Source organism: Bacteroidales bacterium (genome assembly GCA_026418905.1).
Taxonomy (GTDB): Bacteria; Bacteroidota; Bacteroidia; order Bacteroidales; family DTU049; genus JAOAAK01.
The window spans coordinates 1-17,311 of the sequence record JAOAAK010000007.1 but is presented as its reverse complement, the minus strand read 5'-3'; the positions used below and the strand labels follow the sequence as shown (position 1 = coordinate 17,311).

The window sequence follows — 17,311 nt, the reverse complement described above, 5'->3', positions numbered from 1 at the left end:
ATGGAAAAAATCATTGCCATCAGCTGACATTAGGAGATCGTTTCTTAAAAACTCTGTCTCATTTTAATATAAAGATGTATTTATTGAATTTACTTATGACTTGCCAATAAAATATCTCATTTGCTCGAAACGAACATTAAGTCGAAAAATAAAATATATCATTTCTAAATTTTACCCTAAATTTGAAATAAAAATAAAAAACGTGAGATGAAAAGATGGATATTGTACATTTTTGCAATTACCCCATTTCTTTTTTCATGCAAAGAAAAGGGATGTACAAATCCAGAAGCTATCAATTTCTGTCCTGAATGCAAAAGTGATAATGATAAGTGTATATACGAGCAACATGCATTAATTTGGTTTGATACGTTATTTGCAAATTACTGGCAAGCAAATGGAGTTCAAGAAATAAAAATAAACATTTTCGATCCTAAAATTAATCAACACGTTTTATCAAAGAAATTTTTCTTATCTGATGCTCTCTCCGATGAACCCACTTCATGCGACGATCCCAAAGCATTAAAATTTACTTATCAATATATTTATGATAGGAGAGAACATTTCCCAAATTCGTGTAGTGGATATGGTTTTTCAAATCCCTCGTCAATGTGTAAAATTTTCTACGTTTTTGTCTATTCAGCAAGTAGTCAACAACAAATTTTACTTGATGATGAACTTATTGTATTCTCACCACCATCTGCAAACGTATGTCATAAGATACGAATAACCTGGAATAATTGAAAATTTTTCCCTATATCTGGATTATCATTATCAACTAAATGCATTTCAAAAATTTAGAGGTGTTTGAAACTACTAAGTAGAGTTTATGACCCACACTCGACTTACATGATTCCTCTAAATTACCACGGAACTTCCTTATGCTTGTAATTAATACCATCCATAAGTGTATGGTCATCATTCCAGTAAAGCTAAAGGTGTATTAATCATATCTATATTATCAAAGTTTGGATGTCGGAAACCAAATCAGCAAACATCGTTCGATCCAATATCAATGTTTGTAATTTTAAAAGAACTCTATTACTTTGTGTTTTTATCAAAATAAAGTAAGGCGTTTTAAAATTGATAGTCACCTAAAAATCCTTTGATGCCTTTAGCGTAAAGACAGAAGAATACTATACGAAATATTAAACATACTTATGGTTAGCCATGTTTTATACCGCTCATCTCAAAGTAAAAATTTGAGGTAATACTTCGCAAAGCTTCCAGGTAACTTGCTCAGTAAAAAGGAATTTTGAAAAATTGGCAAAGATTAAATTATCTAGAAGGGTTTTTCTACATGCCACGTAAATACTTTTAATCCAACATGTGGTTTGGTTTCATCTAAAAAACGGAAAGCGTTAACCAATTGCTCTCCCATATCAGGAGTAACTGCCATAAAAAGTGCTGAATTTTCTTCAGGCCAAGTATGAGTACCCATACGAGGTTCCCCTACTTCTCCCTTACCGTGTACAGTCTCCCAATAAGTGTACCCTTTAACGGATAATTTTTCTAAAATGTAGAAAATTTGCTCTGTCAAGGCTTTATTAAATATCACCAAAATTGCTTTCATAAATTCGGATTTTGTTTAGGCAAAACCTGATCAAGATAAGCAAACTCTTGTTGCAATTTCACTTTCATTGAACGACGACTACCGCTTCGAATCAAGAGGTAATAAAGTATGGGAACAATAATCAGAGAAAGAATAGTAGAGAAAAAAAGACCTCCTATTACACTAACTCCAATGGGTACCCATTGTTCACTACCCTCTCCTGTACTGAAGGCTAACGGCAGCAAGCCAAGCATTGTAGTAAACGCAGTCATAAGTATTGGGCGAAGTCGAGATCTACCTGCTTCGACGATGGCATCAGCAAGATTAAGACCTCTATCTCGTAATAAATTGATAAAATCAATAAGCACTATGCTATTTTTGATGGCTATGCCTATGAGCATCAATATGCCCAGCAAAGAATTAACACTGAAAGGAATACCAGTCAACCACAGAGCAACAAAGGAACCCGTAAAAGCAAAAGGTAATGCCCCGATGATAATCATGGGCATGATAAAGGATTCAAATTGAGCTGCCATGGTGAGGTATACCAATAATGTTACTACAATCATCAGAAAAATAATATCTCTGAATGATTCCTGTTGATCCTGAAAGGCTCCACCTACAACCACATCCAATCCCACAGGTCTTTCACTTTCTTGTATGATTTTTTGAACTTTTTTAGCAAGCTCTGCTAGTGTTGTCCCCTGCGGCTTGATGTTAATAGCCACATAACGTTGTTTGTTCTCATGTTCTATATAAGCAGGTGCAGATTCTTCCCTTAATTCAGCAACTTCTTTAAGATAAAATCTTGTTCCGGTAGGAGATTTAAAACTAATATTTTTGAATAGTTCGAAATTGTCCCGAACACGTTGATCCAATCTCATAACGATGTCGTATTCTTTACCTTCTTCTTTTAATTTAGTGATGGTAATGCCATTGAGGTAGTTGCGTAGCATTGAACCAATCATGGCAGAATTCAATCCCATTTGGGAAAGTTTTGCCTGATTTAAGTAAACTTTTAATTCCGATTTTTCATTTTCTTGGCTCACGATTACGTCACGAGCTTCGGGCATGGCTTTGATTTTTCCTGATAAATCATTGGCATAGGCCATGGATTTTTCTAAATCATATCCAAAAATTTTGACGGAAATCATGTTAGTCGAACCCATACTACCGGCAGGTCCTGTTGAAAATGAAATATCATATTTGATAATTTCAGGAATGGAATCCATCGATTTTCTTAGCATTTCAGCAAACTCAAAAACAGTTTTTTTACTAGGACGCTGGTCTGGATCTTTAAATCTGACCAACATTTGAATGATATGGCTTGCGTTAGAACTAAATGCACTTAAAAAGGTTGCTTCATCTGATGCGCCAGCTGAAATTGCCATAGCATTAATTTCGTCGGGAAAGAGAGTTCGAAGTAAATTTTCAAGTTTTCTGATAGTTTGCTCAGTTTTTTCGACCTTTTGCCCAGTCTGTAAGTAGATTTTAGCACTTAGTATGCTTTGATCTCTTTCAGGCATAAAATCAGCCCCTATTTTAGATAAGAGTAAGAGTGATAGGATAAAAACGAGGAAAGATAAACCCAACGTAAGGACTTTGCGACGTAAGACCCATCTTAAGATTCTCTGATAAGCTAGGTCCATCTTATCAAGAAAAACCTTAATGCTTTTATCCCACCATGTTTTTTTCTCATGGTTTAAGAAAGATTTTGCTTTTAATAGTTGACTACTTGCCATGGGAGTAAAACTGATGGCTGTGAGCGTTGAAACTGTAATCGTAATAGCTACAATCCAACCAAAAGGCCTAAAAAGCTCTCCTATCATGCCGGAAAGGAAAGTCAAGGGCAAAAAGACTACTACAATGACAACCGTCGTTGCTATAACAGCCACCCACACCTCGTTGGTACCATATATGGAAGCTTCACGTCGCGTACTTCCCCTCTCTAGATGCTTAACAATATTTTCTAGCACAACGATGGCATCATCAACTACCATACCGATTGCTATGGTTATAGCTGAAAGAGTAATGATATTCAATGAATTCCCTGTAGCAAACAAGTACACAAAACCACTTAGTAAGGAAATAGGAATCACTGTCAGTACTATAAAAGTCGGTCGCCACCGTCCAAGGAAAAATAATATGACAAGCGAAACAAAAATTAGAGCATATATGATGGTTTCAGCCAAGTTGCTGATTGAACGAAGAATATTTTGAGAAGGATCAAAAATGATTTTAAATTTGACATCTTCTGGTAATATAGGGAGAATTTTTTCCATTTCAGCTTTTACCTTTCGGGCAACTTTCACGGTATTAGTTCCTGACTGCTTCATAACCAAAAGCCGTACGCCTTTTCCACCATTAATTCTTTCGATGAAAGAAACATCTTTCAACGTATCTTTCACTACAGCTACATCTTTAATACGGATAATTCTACCACTTTGCGTTCCGATGACTAAATTTTCTATATCTTTTGCCGAAGAAAATTCGCCTTCGAATGAAATTTTGTATTCTAAATCGTCTGTTTTAACAGTACCTACAGGAATGGTGATATTTTCACTTTTTATCAACGATATAACTTGATCGAATGTAAATCCATAATTATTCAGCAATAAAGGATCAAAATCGACGTACACTACTCTTTTGGGAGCCCCAATCATCATGACGGATGCGACACCATCAACACGGTTTAACCGATTTACTACTTTGTCTTCCAATATGTTTGCTAATCCTTCATAATTTTTCTCTGCAGTTACAGCATAAAAAAGCACTGGCATTTGTGAAGTAGAAAATTTGAATATAGATGGGCGTTCGATTCCCGCTGGTAGAAGAGGCATAACACGATCCAGCACGTTTCTAATATCGTTGGCTGCTTCGTTAAGATCTGTACCATAATTAAACTCTACTGTTACAATAGAGATGTTATCATTTGAGCGGGATGATACTTTCTTTAAACCATTTAATGAACTAACTGATTCCTCTATGGGCTTGGTAATGAGCTGCTCTACAGTTTCAGCATTTGCTCCTGGGTATGTTGCTACAATAGTGATGGTAGGGAATTCTATTTCGGGAAAAAAATCTATGGCTAATCTACTCAAAGAAAACAACCCCAGCACGGCTATGGTCAGAAAAACCATTAATGTAGTAATGGGGTTTTTGACAGCTGCTTCGTATATTTTCATGGCTAGATTATTTTACAACATTGATCTTTGTTCCATCGACCACCTTTTCCTGACCGACAATGATGATTTCATCGTTTTCATTCAATTCAGTAGAAAATATTTCGGTCTGATTATCAATGGTTCTTCCTTTTTCTATAAAGACTTGCCTTGCAATGCCCTTATCATTTTTAAAAACATAATGTTTAGCTGTTCCCTGCAATTTCTGAATGGCAATGCTAGGAATCAAGAAACCCTTGACTTTACCAAGCTCGATACTTACTACGGCATACATGCCTGGCTTTATTTTATTTTGCGAATTGGGAAGTGAAATTTCTACTCTACATGTTCGAGAAAGGGGATCTATGGTAGGATATATTTTGTTGATTTGAGCTGAAAAAGATTTATCTGACAAGGACGGGAAACTTACACGTACGTTTGTCTTTGTAGAAATGTATGGCAAATTGGATTCTGTAACATCAACATTGATTTTAATAGGCGAAATTTGTTCGATGGTAATGAGGGCTGCTTTTCCTTCCTTCGTATTAGGTGCTGCAGAGAACATTTCTCCTTCGTTGTAATATTTAGCTGTAACAATGCCAGAAATTGGTGCTTTCAAATACACGTTATCTCGCAAATAATTATAATTGTTTTGAGCCACGTGATATGATGTAAGGAATTGCTCATATTGTTGATCAGAAATAGCACCCAACTTATGAAGGGAATCCATACGAAGCTTATCTCTAGTGAGTTGTTCGAACTGCAATTGTGTACTTAAAAACTGAGTAGGATCCATAAGAGCTACCTGTTGACCTTGTTGCACAAACTGTCCCACATTTACATATAACTTAATAATCTTTCCTGGTGAAGAGGGAACGAGATGAACCTTTTCCCAACTTTCAGCTATAGCTGGTAGTTCCATGGTTTTGTTTATTTCAGTCTCAGAAATCTTCATTACTTTGACTGGCAAAGGTTTTTCCTCTGTTTTCTGTTCAGTGTTTTTATTCGTACAAGAAACAAAAACCAAAGAAAAGAACATGATCCGAAGAAACGATTTTTTCATGGTTTTATGGTTTTGATGTTAAACAATTTTTCTAAGTTGTTTTTAGCATTGATAAGTTCCAAACAAGCTGAAACGTAATTGTTTTGAGTATTTAAATAATTGGAGTTGGCCTGCGTCAGATCAAGACTTGACATGGTCCCTTGCAAATACTTATTTACTGCATTTTTGTATACTTTATGAGCAAGCATGATGTTCTTTTGCTGTAATTTGTAGTTATCATAAGCATTCTTGAGATTATACTTCAATTGTTGTTCCTGAATGAGAAGTTGTTCTTTAATGGTTTCTGTTTGATATAAAGATTTTTCATATTGTATGCGTGCTTTTTGTATTTGAGTGTAATTCTGAGAACCAGCAAAAAGAGGAATAGAAATAGATAACCCAAGCACAGATGAGGGAAACCATTTTAACTCTCGCATGTCATTTCCCTGACCGGTACGGGTATAATTATAAAAAGCTGAGAGAGTTGGAAGCATATCGTACTTCTCCTTATTTAGGGACATTTTTGCTATGTTTTGCTGAGAAGTTAAAATCTGTATCTCTGGAGTATTTTCTGGTTGAAAAGGGGTAAGAAGTAATTTTTCGATTTCATCTTCTTGAATGAAATTTTCAAGTTCTCCCCTGATGTTAATGTGCTGCGTACTGTCCAGTCCAAGATTAAAACGTAGCATGTTAAGCATAAGCTCACGATTTCTATCAAGTGAATAACGAGCATTCATGAGATTAGTAATAGTAACTTCAATTTGATCAACGTCAGTGCTTTGGAGCATGCCCAATCCATACATGGCTATTGTGCGTTCTTGGACATACCGTAAATTGCTTATATTGCTATCTAAAATGGTCAACAAACGGTTGAAACTCAGCAAACCAAAATATAAATTTTTAATCGTTGCCACGACATCATTTTCGGTCTTCTGGTAAGTTAGGTCACTCATATGTTGAGCTTCTGAAGCGAGATTGGCTGCTATGAGTAGAGGCGCACTGAAAACCACTTGTTGTGCTTTGATGGCCCAACTCCATTGGTATTGTTGACCAAATTTTACTGGCAAGTATGTTCCTGGAGGCATCCCAAACATGACGCCAGGAAGCAGAACTGTGTTTAGCTCTAAGTTGTCTAGCCAATTCGACTCAAAGCTAAGTCGGGGCATGAAATTGGTGACCGCCTCCCACTTATTTTTCTGTGCAATTTGTTGATCATATTTGGCAAGCTGTAGGTTTCGATTGTTTTCTAGCCCTAAACTTATTGCTTTTTCAAGCGTAAGATCGACAGCTTGACCAAAAACAGCTTTGTTCAACCAAAATGTCAGCATTAAAGCATAAAACAAAATGTTCTTCATATGTTTATTTCTTTTAATTTTTTCATTACGTATTTTTTCCCTTCTTCGTTGACTATGGCATTGAGATGATAATAGTAAATTTCCTTTAGAATCTCAAATAATCCATATTTGTCTTTGAGCTCATTTTCCTGGATTATCGTAGGAAATGATCTTATGAGTTGCCTATATATCAAAAGAATAATATCAATATTGAGATCTTCTCGGTATAAGTTTTGTTTAAGGCCGTTTTCCAGGTTATTACGTATTTTTTTAAGTATATGATTTTCACGAAATTCTGCTAGTTTACGAGCTTGTTTAGGATAATATTTTTCCAATTCCCAAAAAAAGATAGGATTGATGTTGTGAAATGAAGTAGAAAAATATTTCAATACGGCAAGGATTTCATCGATAGCATTAAAATTTGAGTTTTCTGGAACTACGTAACAAGTAGAATGTTCAATACGTTGCATCCAATGTTCAATCATTTTATCCAGTAACTCTTCTTTGCTCTCAAAACACTGATACAGGGTTTTTTTGGAAATACCACAAGCACGACTTATGTCATCCATCGATACATTTCTAATTCCATATTGCTTAAACATTTGCTCAATTATAACCCAATGTTCTGGTTTCATTTCCATTTCTACATGTTGTGCTACAAAATTAATACATTTTTTACTTTGGAAACTATTTTCGAAAAAAAAGTTTCCAAAGTTACTTTCTTACTTGATTTCAAATTTGAAAAGGCTAAACTATTATTGACTAACTCTACAAAAAGCAGATTATGTGGATCTAAACTTTTTACTTTTTTGCTTTAAAACAAAACATTTTCACAAAAAACTTGTTATGATATTGAACATTATTATTGATACTGAGCTTTACCTAAATTAAATATGCCTATTCAATTGGTTTTTACAAATTTTTTCAAGCACTGAATGCCCTCACTCCAACATTGTTTCTTGTTTTTTGATGATAAGTATTAACTTTCATTACGAAATTTCAAAACTCTTAACCGCTCGATCATATGAGTATTCAGCCGCGAAAAAAATCTTGCTACTCTTTACGGGAACAATGGATAAAAACTTTTATCACATTGGTTAAGGAACATTTGTACAAGAAAATTCTAACTTGTTGCAAGAAACTTTTACAAAAAAGTCTTTTAACTTGTAGCGGGGGTAGGATTCGAACCTACGACCTTCGGGTTATGAGCCCGACGAGCTGCCACTGCTCCACCCCGCAGTGTAATTTTTCATAACTTTGCGTTGCAAAAATAATAACTTTTCTAAAAACAAACAGATGATTAAATTTAAAAGTGGTTTTGTTACGATTCTTGGTTTTCCTAATGTCGGAAAATCTACTTTGATGAATTCTATGTTGGGCGAACGACTTTCGATTGTTACTCCAAAACCTCAGACGACAAGAAAAAGAATACTTGGCATTCTCACCGAATCTAATTTTCAAATTATTTTTTCCGATACACCCGGCTATATATTAAAACCCACCTATCTATTGCAAAAAAAAATGAATCAGACGATCATGAAGTCCCTTGAGGATGCTGACATTCTGCTTATGATGACACAACCCGATGATGATTTTTTCCCTCCAGAATTAATGGAAAAAATCCAATCGCTTACATTGCCCAAGTTTGTTGTTTTGAATAAGATCGACTTGCTCAAACCTGAGCAAACCTCCCTAATTCGGAATAAATGGACAACAAAATTACCCGAAGCCTTTTTTTATGCCATTTCTGCTTTACATGGAACGGGTTTGCTGGAGCTTAAAAATGCTATCGTTGAACATTTGCCCGAGCATCCTCCCTACTACGCCGACGATGTTTTAAGTGACAGATACATTCGAGAATTTGTTGCCGAGTTTATTCGCGAACAGATATTTCTTCTATATAAACAAGAAATTCCTTATCATTCGGAAGTTGTCATCGAAGAATTTAAAGAGGATCTTCCTATTCCTCATATCAGAGCCATTATATATGTTTCTCGGGAAAGTATTAAAAAAATTATCATTGGCGAAGGGGGTAAAAGTATCAAAGAACTTGGCATTCGATCGCGAAAAAGAATTGAAGAATTTCTGAATCATCAAATTTATCTTGAGTTGCACGTTAAAGTTATGGAATGGAGAAATAATGATAAAAAGTTAAAACAACTGGGGTACTAATATGGGAAATCTGGTTGCCATCGTTGGTAGACCTAACGTGGGAAAATCAACACTTTTCAATCGTTTATTAGGTGAGAGATACGCCATTGAAGATGAAAAGGCAGGTGTAACTCGTGATAGAATTTATGGCAAAACAGACTGGAACGGCATTCAATTTAGTTTTATAGACACAGGTGGATACGTAAAGGAAAGCGAAGATATTTTTCAGCAACAAATAGAACATCATGTAAAAATTGCTGTAGAAGAAGCAGACATCATACTTTTTATGGTTGATTTCAAAGATGGCTATACACCTTTGGATGAAGATGTTGCTCAACTTTTACGAAAAATGAAAAAAACGACTTTTTTGGTTGTGAACAAAGTTGATTCACCATCTGACAGTTTTATTTTGGGCGATTTCTTTAAGGCTGGTTTTGAAAAGATTTTTCCCATCAGTGCTCTCAATGGCTATGGAACAGGAGAATTGTTGGATGAACTCACAAAACACTTAAAGCACACCTCCTCCTATGAAATTAAAAGCAACCTGCCTCGTGTAGCCATTGTCGGCAAACCCAACGTAGGGAAAAGCAGTTTAATCAACGTTCTCCTTGGTGAAGAACGAAGCATTGTCACCCCTATCCCTGGCACCACTCGTGATGCTGTTCATTCTATCTATAATAAATATGGACATCATTTTATCCTTATTGATACTGCTGGAATTAGAAAAAAAACTAAAATCAAAGAAGATTTAGAATATTATTCCATGCTTCGTTCCATACGCGCTATCGAACAAGCTGACGTATGTATTCTAGTCGTTGATGCCACCATGGGTATCACTCATCAAGACTTAGCCATCTTGCGAATCATTGAAGAAAACAAAAAAGGCATTATTATAGCTGTCAATAAATGGGATTTGGTGGAAAAAGATAGCCGAACAATCAACAGATTCAAGGAGTATGTTCTTTATCAAATTGCACCACTCTATGATATACCAATTTTTTTCATCAGTGCACTGAAAAAAACCCGTATTTTACAACTAGTTCAAGCCGTATCCCAAGTTTATCATAATTTACACCAAAAAATAAAAACTAGCGAACTCAACCGTATTTTGCTTCCATTTATTGAACTAAATCCACCACCAGTATACAAAGGCAAAAGAATCAAAATCAAGTACGCCGTACAATTACCTACACCGCACATTGCCTTTGCATTTTACTGCAATCTACCTCAATATATTAAAGAACCTTATAAAAAAATGCTAGAAAAAAAATTGAGAGAATCATTCTCTTTTACAGGGTGTATTATAGATTTGTATTTCAGAGAAAAATAATGAGAATTGATAAGTTTTTATGGTGTGTTCGCATCTTTAAAACCAGGTCTCTGGCGACCAATGCTTGCAAGCAAGGAAAAGTTACTATAAACAATCTTCCAGCTAAACCCTCTCGAGAAGTCAGAGTTAACGATATCATCTCCATCACTTTTTCTTATTATAAAAAGACAATTTTTGTTTTGGATATTCCCCCATCAAGAGTTGGGGCTGCTTTGATTCATAAGTACGTCGAAGACAGAACTCCTGCCGAAGAATACGAACGTAGAAATCAAATGCAAAAACAAGCACATTCTTTTTATTTTCGACCTCCAGGTTCAGGAAGACCTACCAAAAAGGAAAGAAGAGCCCTAGAAAAATTTTTAAGAAAAAATTAATTAAAAAACTACTTGATACAGTTTTTCCTTAAAAGTTGAACCTCTAATTGAAAAAACCTTTTTATTATCAAACCTCGAATGCGGAGGATTTTCTTCTAGTTGTTATGTCATTTTACCGTCGTTATTTCATCTTAACTCTTCCCTGGCAACATTTGAATTTGGAAACAATCGGATGAAAGAAATTACAACTTAAACAACTCCTATTATGAATTATAACCAAGACTTGTTGAACCTTGAACAGTAAGTTTATTATTATAACCTATCTGTGATTACAATTCATTATTCTCGGTTGACAAATAGGTGATGAAAGTTATAATCTCGTTCATATGAAAGTATTATCAGGTCACTTACGCTGAGTAAAAAATTATCAACCTTCAATTGTCTACATTTTACTTAAAATATTCATGAGAGACAATGCAAAGTAAAAAGGCTAAGGTCTTTTGCCTATAATTACCGCATGAAGTGTAGACTGAACATTTCGAGCACATAAAAAATAAAAAATTGTCCTTAACATTCGTGCTTTCTACGAAGTAAAAAAACTTCAGATGCTTTCTACCCCATTTATTTCAGGTATAACTTCTTTCAAAGCTGCTTCAATGCCCATTTTTAGGGTTTGCATGGCCATAGGGCAACCATGACATGCCCCTATGAGCTTGACAAATACTACATTGTTTTGATCGATATGGCTATACAAAACATCGCCCCCATCTTGTTGAAGATAAGGTCTGATTTGTTCAATAGCCGACTTAACTTTATCTTCTAAAGACAAATTTTCATTCATATGGCATGCTATTTTACACGCAAAATTGGTGTTGGTTCCATGGTAGCATTACGAATTGCTATAGCTTGTGCTGTTTTTTGTGCCAATTCAAAAAAATAAGAACGTGCAGGATTATTATGGTCGATCACTGCAGGAACACCTAATTCTCCACTCTGCATAACTTCTTCAAACAAAGGAATTTGTCCCAACAATCTAATTTGAAGTTTCTGCGACAACTGTTTGGCACCATCCTTTCCAAAAATATAATATTTTTTCTCAGGCATATCGGTAGGTACAAAGTAACTCATATTTTCAATTATGCCTATTATGGGAACTTTGACTTTTTCATCTAAAAACATGTTGGCAGCTTTTCGAACATCGCTCAGGGCTACTTCTTGTGGAGTAGAAACAAGAACTACTCCTGTGACGCTAAAATTTTGAATAAGAGTTAGATGAACGTCTCCAGTACCTGGAGGTGTGTCAATGATGAGATAATCCAACTCTCCCCAGTCCGTATCATGGAAAAGTTGAAGTAGAACACTCGTTAACATTGGCCCACGCCAAATAAGTGGTTTGTCTTCACCAATAAGAAAACCTATAGACATCACTTTGATTCCATGTTTTTCTAAAGGTAACATAACTTCTCTTCCTTCCTTTTCAACGACTGTTGGCATGTTTCCTTCAAGGCCAAGTATTTTGGGAATACTAGGACCGTGAAGATCAGCATCCAACAATCCTACTTTTGCACCACTTAAGGCAAGACCTACAGCAAGATTTAAAGCAATGGTACTTTTACCTACACCACCTTTGCCTGAAACTATAGCAACTAAATTTTTTATGTGTTTAAGATTTGGATTTGAAATCGATTGAGTCATCCGATAAGTAGTATGAATGTGAACTTCAGCATTAGGAAACTTTTGTTTAATTGCGTTGGTACATGTATCCATCAATTGTTGACGAAGAGGACAAGCAGGTGTAGTTAAAATTAAATCAAACTCAATGACGTTATCTTGTATTCTTATGTTATCTACCATCTTCAAAGTTACCAAATCCTTCCTAAGATCTGGATCTAGTACCGTACTCAAAACTTCTAAAATATCGTTGCTTGTCATTTTTTTACAAAGGTATGCTAATTTTAACAAAGAATTTTAATGAAGACAAATATCATCATGAAAGAAGAAAAACTTTTTTATTCTATCATTAAGTGGTTTCGCACTAACAAAAGAAATTTTCTTTGGCGTCAAACCATGAATCCTTATCATCAACTGGTGGCTGAATTCGTTTTCCAGCAAACACGCATAGAACAAGGAATGCCGTATTATCTTCGAATAATTGACAAATATCCAACCATCAAGGAACTTTCAGAAGCTCACGAAGACGACTTTCTCAAAGATTGGCAAGGGTTAGGCTATTATCAGAGAGCTCATCGTTTGTTAAAGTTGGCTCAAATTATTATGGACGAATATAATGGGCAGATTCCTTCTAAACATGAATTACTCAAAAAACTGCCAGGAATTGGGCCATATATGGCAGCCATTCTCTCATCCCAATGGAGTAGTGAAAAAATTCCTGCCATTGATGGTAATGTCCGCCGGATTATGGCAAGAATATTGGGAATACAAATTCCTATCCATAAAAATGAGTATACAAAAAAAATTCAATCTATACTTCAAAAAAATATTGTTCATTTCCCTCCAGGAGAATTCAATGAAGCTTTGATGGAACTGGGAGCTACGATTTGCTTACCTAAACGCCCCCTCTGTCAGAAATGTCCCATCCACGCACATTGTTTTGCTTATATTCATAGCATGATTCATCACTTACCTATGCGAAATACTTCAAAAATAAAAAAACAAGTAAAGTTGTTTTATCTGGTTCATTGTCAAGAAAACTATACCTATGTAAGAAAACGAAAATCATCATTGTGGCATGGTTTATATGAATTTCCAATCATCGAAAAACAGAAAGAGAAAAAATTATCAAAAAATATTTTTGTAGTTCAGCATGAACTTACTCATCGAAAAATTCTGGCATATTTTGTTACTAATGTAAACAAGGATCCAGAAACTGATTGGATAAAGATCCATGTGAATGACCTCCCGGGCCTACCTGTTCATGTACTCATGCATAAATTTCTAACCTCTTCAGCATTTAAAAAATTCGTCTCACAATGTCAGTGAATACTCTCTAAATAAATCAGTATAAACATTTACATCTCACACTTTTTGAGCTTTTACTGACTATATAACTTTGTTCAAAATTCAGTATGGGATTCGACTGATTAACCCAATAAAACTTTAGAATTAATACCTGAATAAAGAATTTGTCCTATTCTACATAAGATAAGGAACAGTTTAAAATGAAATAGCATGGATTCTATAATGGTTTGTTGCAAGTAAACTTTATCAACAATTTATTCTTCTCATCAAGGAAATTCATGTTTTTATGATATTCGGAATGATGAAGTGTTCAAAAACTAATAATATAAATCTCTCGCTCCTTGTTTTATTCGTTCAAGTCGTTGTTGGAGATCATCAATTTTGTAGCCTTCATTTTTTAGTTTATTGAGTTCATTTTGAATGCTCTCCCACCCTTTTCTCGCCAACTCAGGATCTGCATAGTCACAAAGATATTCAGCAAAAGTTAAAATAGCATTTGGTGTACAAAAACGTTTGATGAATCCTGGAACTGAAAACTCCATAAAATGCTCCCCTGTCCGACCTTTACGATAACATGCTGTGCAAAAAGAAGGAAGAAAACCCTTTTCGATAAGTTCATCCATAATTTCAGAAAGAGAACGAGTATCGGATATGTAAAATTGTTCTCTATTTAAATCTTGTTCCTCATTCCTCGATAAACCTTTGCTATATCCCCCCAACTCTATTTTAGTACCACCATCAATTTGACTTACACCAAAGCGTATGACCTCATCGCGTACTCGAGCACTTTCTCGTGCTGTTAGAATAAGGCCTGTATATGGTACTGCTAATCGCAAAATGGCTATAAGTCTCGTAAAATCTTCGTCCGAAACATGATATTTGTCCCGCAAGTTAACTTTTGATGCTTTTTTTAAACGTGGAAAAGAAATGGTATGTGGCCCTACATTGTAAACAGCTTCTAAATGGTTGGTGTGCCGAACCAAACTCAAAACTTCAAAACGCCAATCATACAAGCCAAACAAGGCTCCAATTCCTACGTCGTCTATGCCCGCCTCTTGAGCACGGTCCAGCGCCGTCAATCTCCAAAAATAATCCTTTTTTCTGCCTCCCAAATGGTATCTTTTGTAAATTTCAGGATGATATGTCTCTTGAAAAATTTGATATGTGCCAATTTTTGCTTCTTTAATAATCCGAAACTCATCAATATCGAAAGGTGCAGCGTTGATATTTACTCGACGTATTTCTCCCATTCCTTTTTTGATGGAATAAACCAATTTGACTGTATGGGCAATATAATTTGCATGGTATTCGGGATGCTCACCAAAAACTAAAATAAGTCGCTTATGACCATGATCTTCTAAAGCCTCTACTTCACGAATTATTTCTTCATCAGTCAGCGTATGTCGAATAGCGTCTTTGTTGCTCACTCTAAAACCACAATAACTGCAATCGTTACTACACTTATTTCCAATGTAGAGAGGAGCAAATAAAACAATGCGATTCCCATAAACTTTTTCTTTCAACAACCGTGCTCCTTCTTTGATTTCTTCTACAAGTTCTGGTTCCTTTGCGTTAATTAGAATGGCAGTTTCATGCAAATTAAGCCGTTGCTTATCAAGGGCTTTTTGAATAACAGCTCTTACAGATACCTTGTCGCTCGTAGTTTCATGGATATATTTCCATATTTCATCGGGATCGATGAAAGGTTCGATACGTTTATCGGGAATACTATATTTTTCTGGCTTAAATATCATATCTTATCAGTTTTAATTACAATACTATGGCTTCGAGCTTCTACCCCAGGTAATCTCCCTAATTTTCCTGTTAAACTATTGAATTGATCTACAGTTCCTTCAACAATAAGCGTAATCACATGAAGGTTTTCATCCTTAAAATTAAGTCCCTGCCGTGCTAAAATAATCTCATGAAAATTACTTAATATTTTTTGAACCTCAAAAACACTACTAAGATGATAAATTACAATGGTAATTGTTCCTATTCTTCTTTCCATCAGGTATTCCTTTTGGTTAGACTAACATTAATTTTCTTTTGCGAAAGAATCTCTTCCACAAAAGATGTGCAAATTTACAAAAAAATCACATCTTTAACAAAATCCTAAAAAATTATTTTTTCTTTAACTTTATTCACTTAAAACTGTCTTAAAAAGAAAAAATATGAAAAATTATGTATTTTTTTTATTGATTGTTATAGTTAATTTTATTCTTGCTCAAAGTGGAAATGTAGGAATTAATGAGAATGGTGCCTTGCCGCACCCATCTGCAATGCTTGACATTTCATCTACCAGCAAAGGTTTACTTATCCCGCGGATGAGTGCTGCTCAAAGAATCTCCATCACATCTCCAGCTCATGGATTACTTGTTTTTGACCTGGACTCCAACTGTATGATGTACTACAATGCTTTTATCAACCAATGGAAATCTTTATGTGGAGGCAGTGGTGGAAACGGCCACAATGGACTTTTCGCAACGTCCAATGAACCAGCAGGTCCTAATTGCCCTTACGGAGGAATCAAAGTAGAATTTGGTATTGACCTCAACGATAACAACATTTTAGAACCCTCTGAAGTAATTCCTAGCTTAACACGATATGTATGCCACGGCGAACCTGGACCCGTCGGTTGCAACAACACAAATTTTGTTCTTAAAAGTAATGGTTCAACAGCAACATGCAGCCAAATTTTCGACAATGGTACCAATGTGGGTATCGGCATCACTAACCCTACCGAAAAACTTCACGTGCAAGGTTCCTTCCGTAACGAAACCAATGCCTTCCTCGCTACATCATCCGGAAGAGTAGGCATCGGAACAACTAACCCACTCCATAAACTCCATACACAAGGATCCGCACGCATCGACTCCTCTACCTTCCTTGCAACTAACTCCGGTAACGTGGGCATCGGCACAACCAACCCCTCTCAAAAACTCCACGTCGTCGGTAATGCAAGAATCACATCCATTGCCTCAGGTGCCAACGGCGCCATCGTAACAAGTAACTCGGCCGGTGACTTGGGCCTAACCAATTTCAGCGGAAATAATACAGAAGTTCTCCTCGGAAATGGAACATGGAGCAGCGTAAGCAGCCTCCCTGGCGGCGTCTCATGTAATAACACCAATTACGTACTTAAATCCAATGGATCTCAAGGCGTCTGCAGCCAAATTTTCGACAACGGCACCAATGTGGGTATCGGCATCACTAGCCCTACTGAAAAACTCCACGTACAAGGTTCCCTCCGTAACGAAACCAATGCCTTCCTCGCTACATCATCCGGAAGAGTAGGCATCGGAACAACTAACCCACTCCATAAACTCCATACACAAGGATCTGCACGCATCGACTCCTCTACCTTCCTCGCAACTAACTCCGGTAACGTAGGCATCGGAACAACCACCCCAGCACAAAAACTCCACGTCGTCGGTAATGCAAGAATCAC

15 protein-coding genes and 1 tRNA gene are annotated in these 17,311 nt (G+C 35.9%); 6 read left to right on the top strand and 10 right to left on the bottom strand.

The genetic code is table 11. The features are described 5' to 3' along the window. The first annotated feature begins 207 nt into the window (after positions 1–207). On the top strand, positions 208–741 hold the full coding sequence (locus N2Z72_01790; protein MCX7696407.1) for a hypothetical protein: 534 nt from the start codon (positions 208–210) through the stop codon (positions 739–741). 538 nt (positions 742–1,279) lie between these two features. On the opposite strand, the gene N2Z72_01785 is transcribed toward N2Z72_01790, so the two are convergent. The 6 genes from N2Z72_01785 to N2Z72_01760 form a co-directional block, all read right to left on the bottom strand. Further along, positions 1,280–1,570 (bottom strand): hypothetical protein, encoded by a 291-nt coding sequence (locus N2Z72_01785; protein MCX7696406.1) that lies wholly within the window; start codon positions 1,568–1,570, stop codon positions 1,280–1,282. Further along, entirely contained in the window at positions 1,567–4,734 is a 3,168-nt protein-coding gene (locus tag N2Z72_01780) for an efflux RND transporter permease subunit (protein ID MCX7696405.1), read from the bottom strand. The genes N2Z72_01785 and N2Z72_01780 overlap by 4 nt, the downstream gene beginning before the upstream one ends. A gap of 7 nt (positions 4,735–4,741) precedes the next feature. Further along, the gene (locus tag N2Z72_01775) at positions 4,742–5,773 is read right to left on the bottom strand and encodes an efflux RND transporter periplasmic adaptor subunit (GenBank protein MCX7696404.1); all 1,032 of its coding nucleotides are present in this window, start codon (positions 5,771–5,773) and stop codon (positions 4,742–4,744) included. Next, positions 5,770–7,107, bottom strand: coding sequence for a TolC family protein (locus tag N2Z72_01770; GenBank protein ID MCX7696403.1), 1,338 nt, complete (start codon positions 7,105–7,107; stop codon positions 5,770–5,772). Before N2Z72_01770 ends, N2Z72_01775 begins: the two co-directional genes overlap by 4 nt. After that, positions 7,104–7,721, bottom strand: coding sequence for a TetR/AcrR family transcriptional regulator (locus N2Z72_01765; protein MCX7696402.1), 618 nt, complete (start codon positions 7,719–7,721; stop codon positions 7,104–7,106). Before N2Z72_01765 ends, N2Z72_01770 begins: the two co-directional genes overlap by 4 nt. 532 nt (positions 7,722–8,253) lie before the next feature. Beyond that, positions 8,254–8,325, bottom strand: a tRNA-Met gene (locus N2Z72_01760). A gap of 57 nt (positions 8,326–8,382) precedes the next feature. Between N2Z72_01760 and era the strand changes: the two genes are divergently transcribed. Genes era through N2Z72_01745 form a run of 3 tightly spaced genes read left to right on the top strand, consistent with a single transcriptional unit; the run spans position 8,383 to position 10,941 of the window. Next, positions 8,383–9,258: a GTPase Era gene (gene era / locus N2Z72_01755; protein ID MCX7696401.1), complete on the top strand. Its 876-nt coding sequence runs from the start codon at positions 8,383–8,385 to the stop codon at positions 9,256–9,258. 1 nt (position 9,259) lies between these two features. Next, a complete protein-coding gene (gene der / locus N2Z72_01750) occupies positions 9,260–10,567 on the top strand; it encodes a ribosome biogenesis GTPase Der (GenBank protein ID MCX7696400.1) in 1,308 nt (435 codons plus the stop codon). Continuing rightward, complete coding sequence (locus N2Z72_01745) at positions 10,567–10,941, top strand: RNA-binding S4 domain-containing protein (protein MCX7696399.1); 375 nt, start codon at positions 10,567–10,569, stop codon at positions 10,939–10,941. Before der ends, N2Z72_01745 begins: the two co-directional genes overlap by 1 nt. A 541-nt stretch (positions 10,942–11,482) precedes the next feature. Here N2Z72_01745 and N2Z72_01740 read toward each other — a convergent pair. Together N2Z72_01740 and N2Z72_01735 are read right to left on the bottom strand one after the other, a co-directional pair. After that, positions 11,483–11,722 (bottom strand): NifU family protein, encoded by a 240-nt coding sequence (locus N2Z72_01740; protein MCX7696398.1) that lies wholly within the window; start codon positions 11,720–11,722, stop codon positions 11,483–11,485. Positions 11,723–11,730: 8 nt separating this feature from the next. Further along, positions 11,731–12,813, bottom strand: coding sequence for an Mrp/NBP35 family ATP-binding protein (locus N2Z72_01735; GenBank protein ID MCX7696397.1), 1,083 nt, complete (start codon positions 12,811–12,813; stop codon positions 11,731–11,733). 39 nt (positions 12,814–12,852) lie between these two features. Here N2Z72_01735 and N2Z72_01730 point away from each other — a divergent pair, with 39 nt between their 5' ends. Continuing rightward, on the top strand, positions 12,853–13,881 hold the full coding sequence (locus tag N2Z72_01730; GenBank protein ID MCX7696396.1) for an A/G-specific adenine glycosylase: 1,029 nt from the start codon (positions 12,853–12,855) through the stop codon (positions 13,879–13,881). A 296-nt stretch (positions 13,882–14,177) separates the two neighbouring features. On the opposite strand, the gene hydG is transcribed toward N2Z72_01730, so the two are convergent. Further along, complete coding sequence (hydG, locus tag N2Z72_01725; protein MCX7696395.1) at positions 14,178–15,614, bottom strand: [FeFe] hydrogenase H-cluster radical SAM maturase HydG; 1,437 nt, start codon at positions 15,612–15,614, stop codon at positions 14,178–14,180. Next, positions 15,611–15,871, bottom strand: a complete 261-nt coding sequence (locus N2Z72_01720) for a hypothetical protein (protein ID MCX7696394.1) — start codon at positions 15,869–15,871, stop codon at positions 15,611–15,613. Before N2Z72_01720 ends, hydG begins: the two co-directional genes overlap by 4 nt. A 163-nt stretch (positions 15,872–16,034) precedes the next feature. On the opposite strand from N2Z72_01720, the gene N2Z72_01715 reads away from it, so the two are divergent. After that, on the top strand, positions 16,035–17,311 hold a 1,277-nt coding region (locus N2Z72_01715; protein ID MCX7696393.1), incomplete at its 3' end, for a hypothetical protein.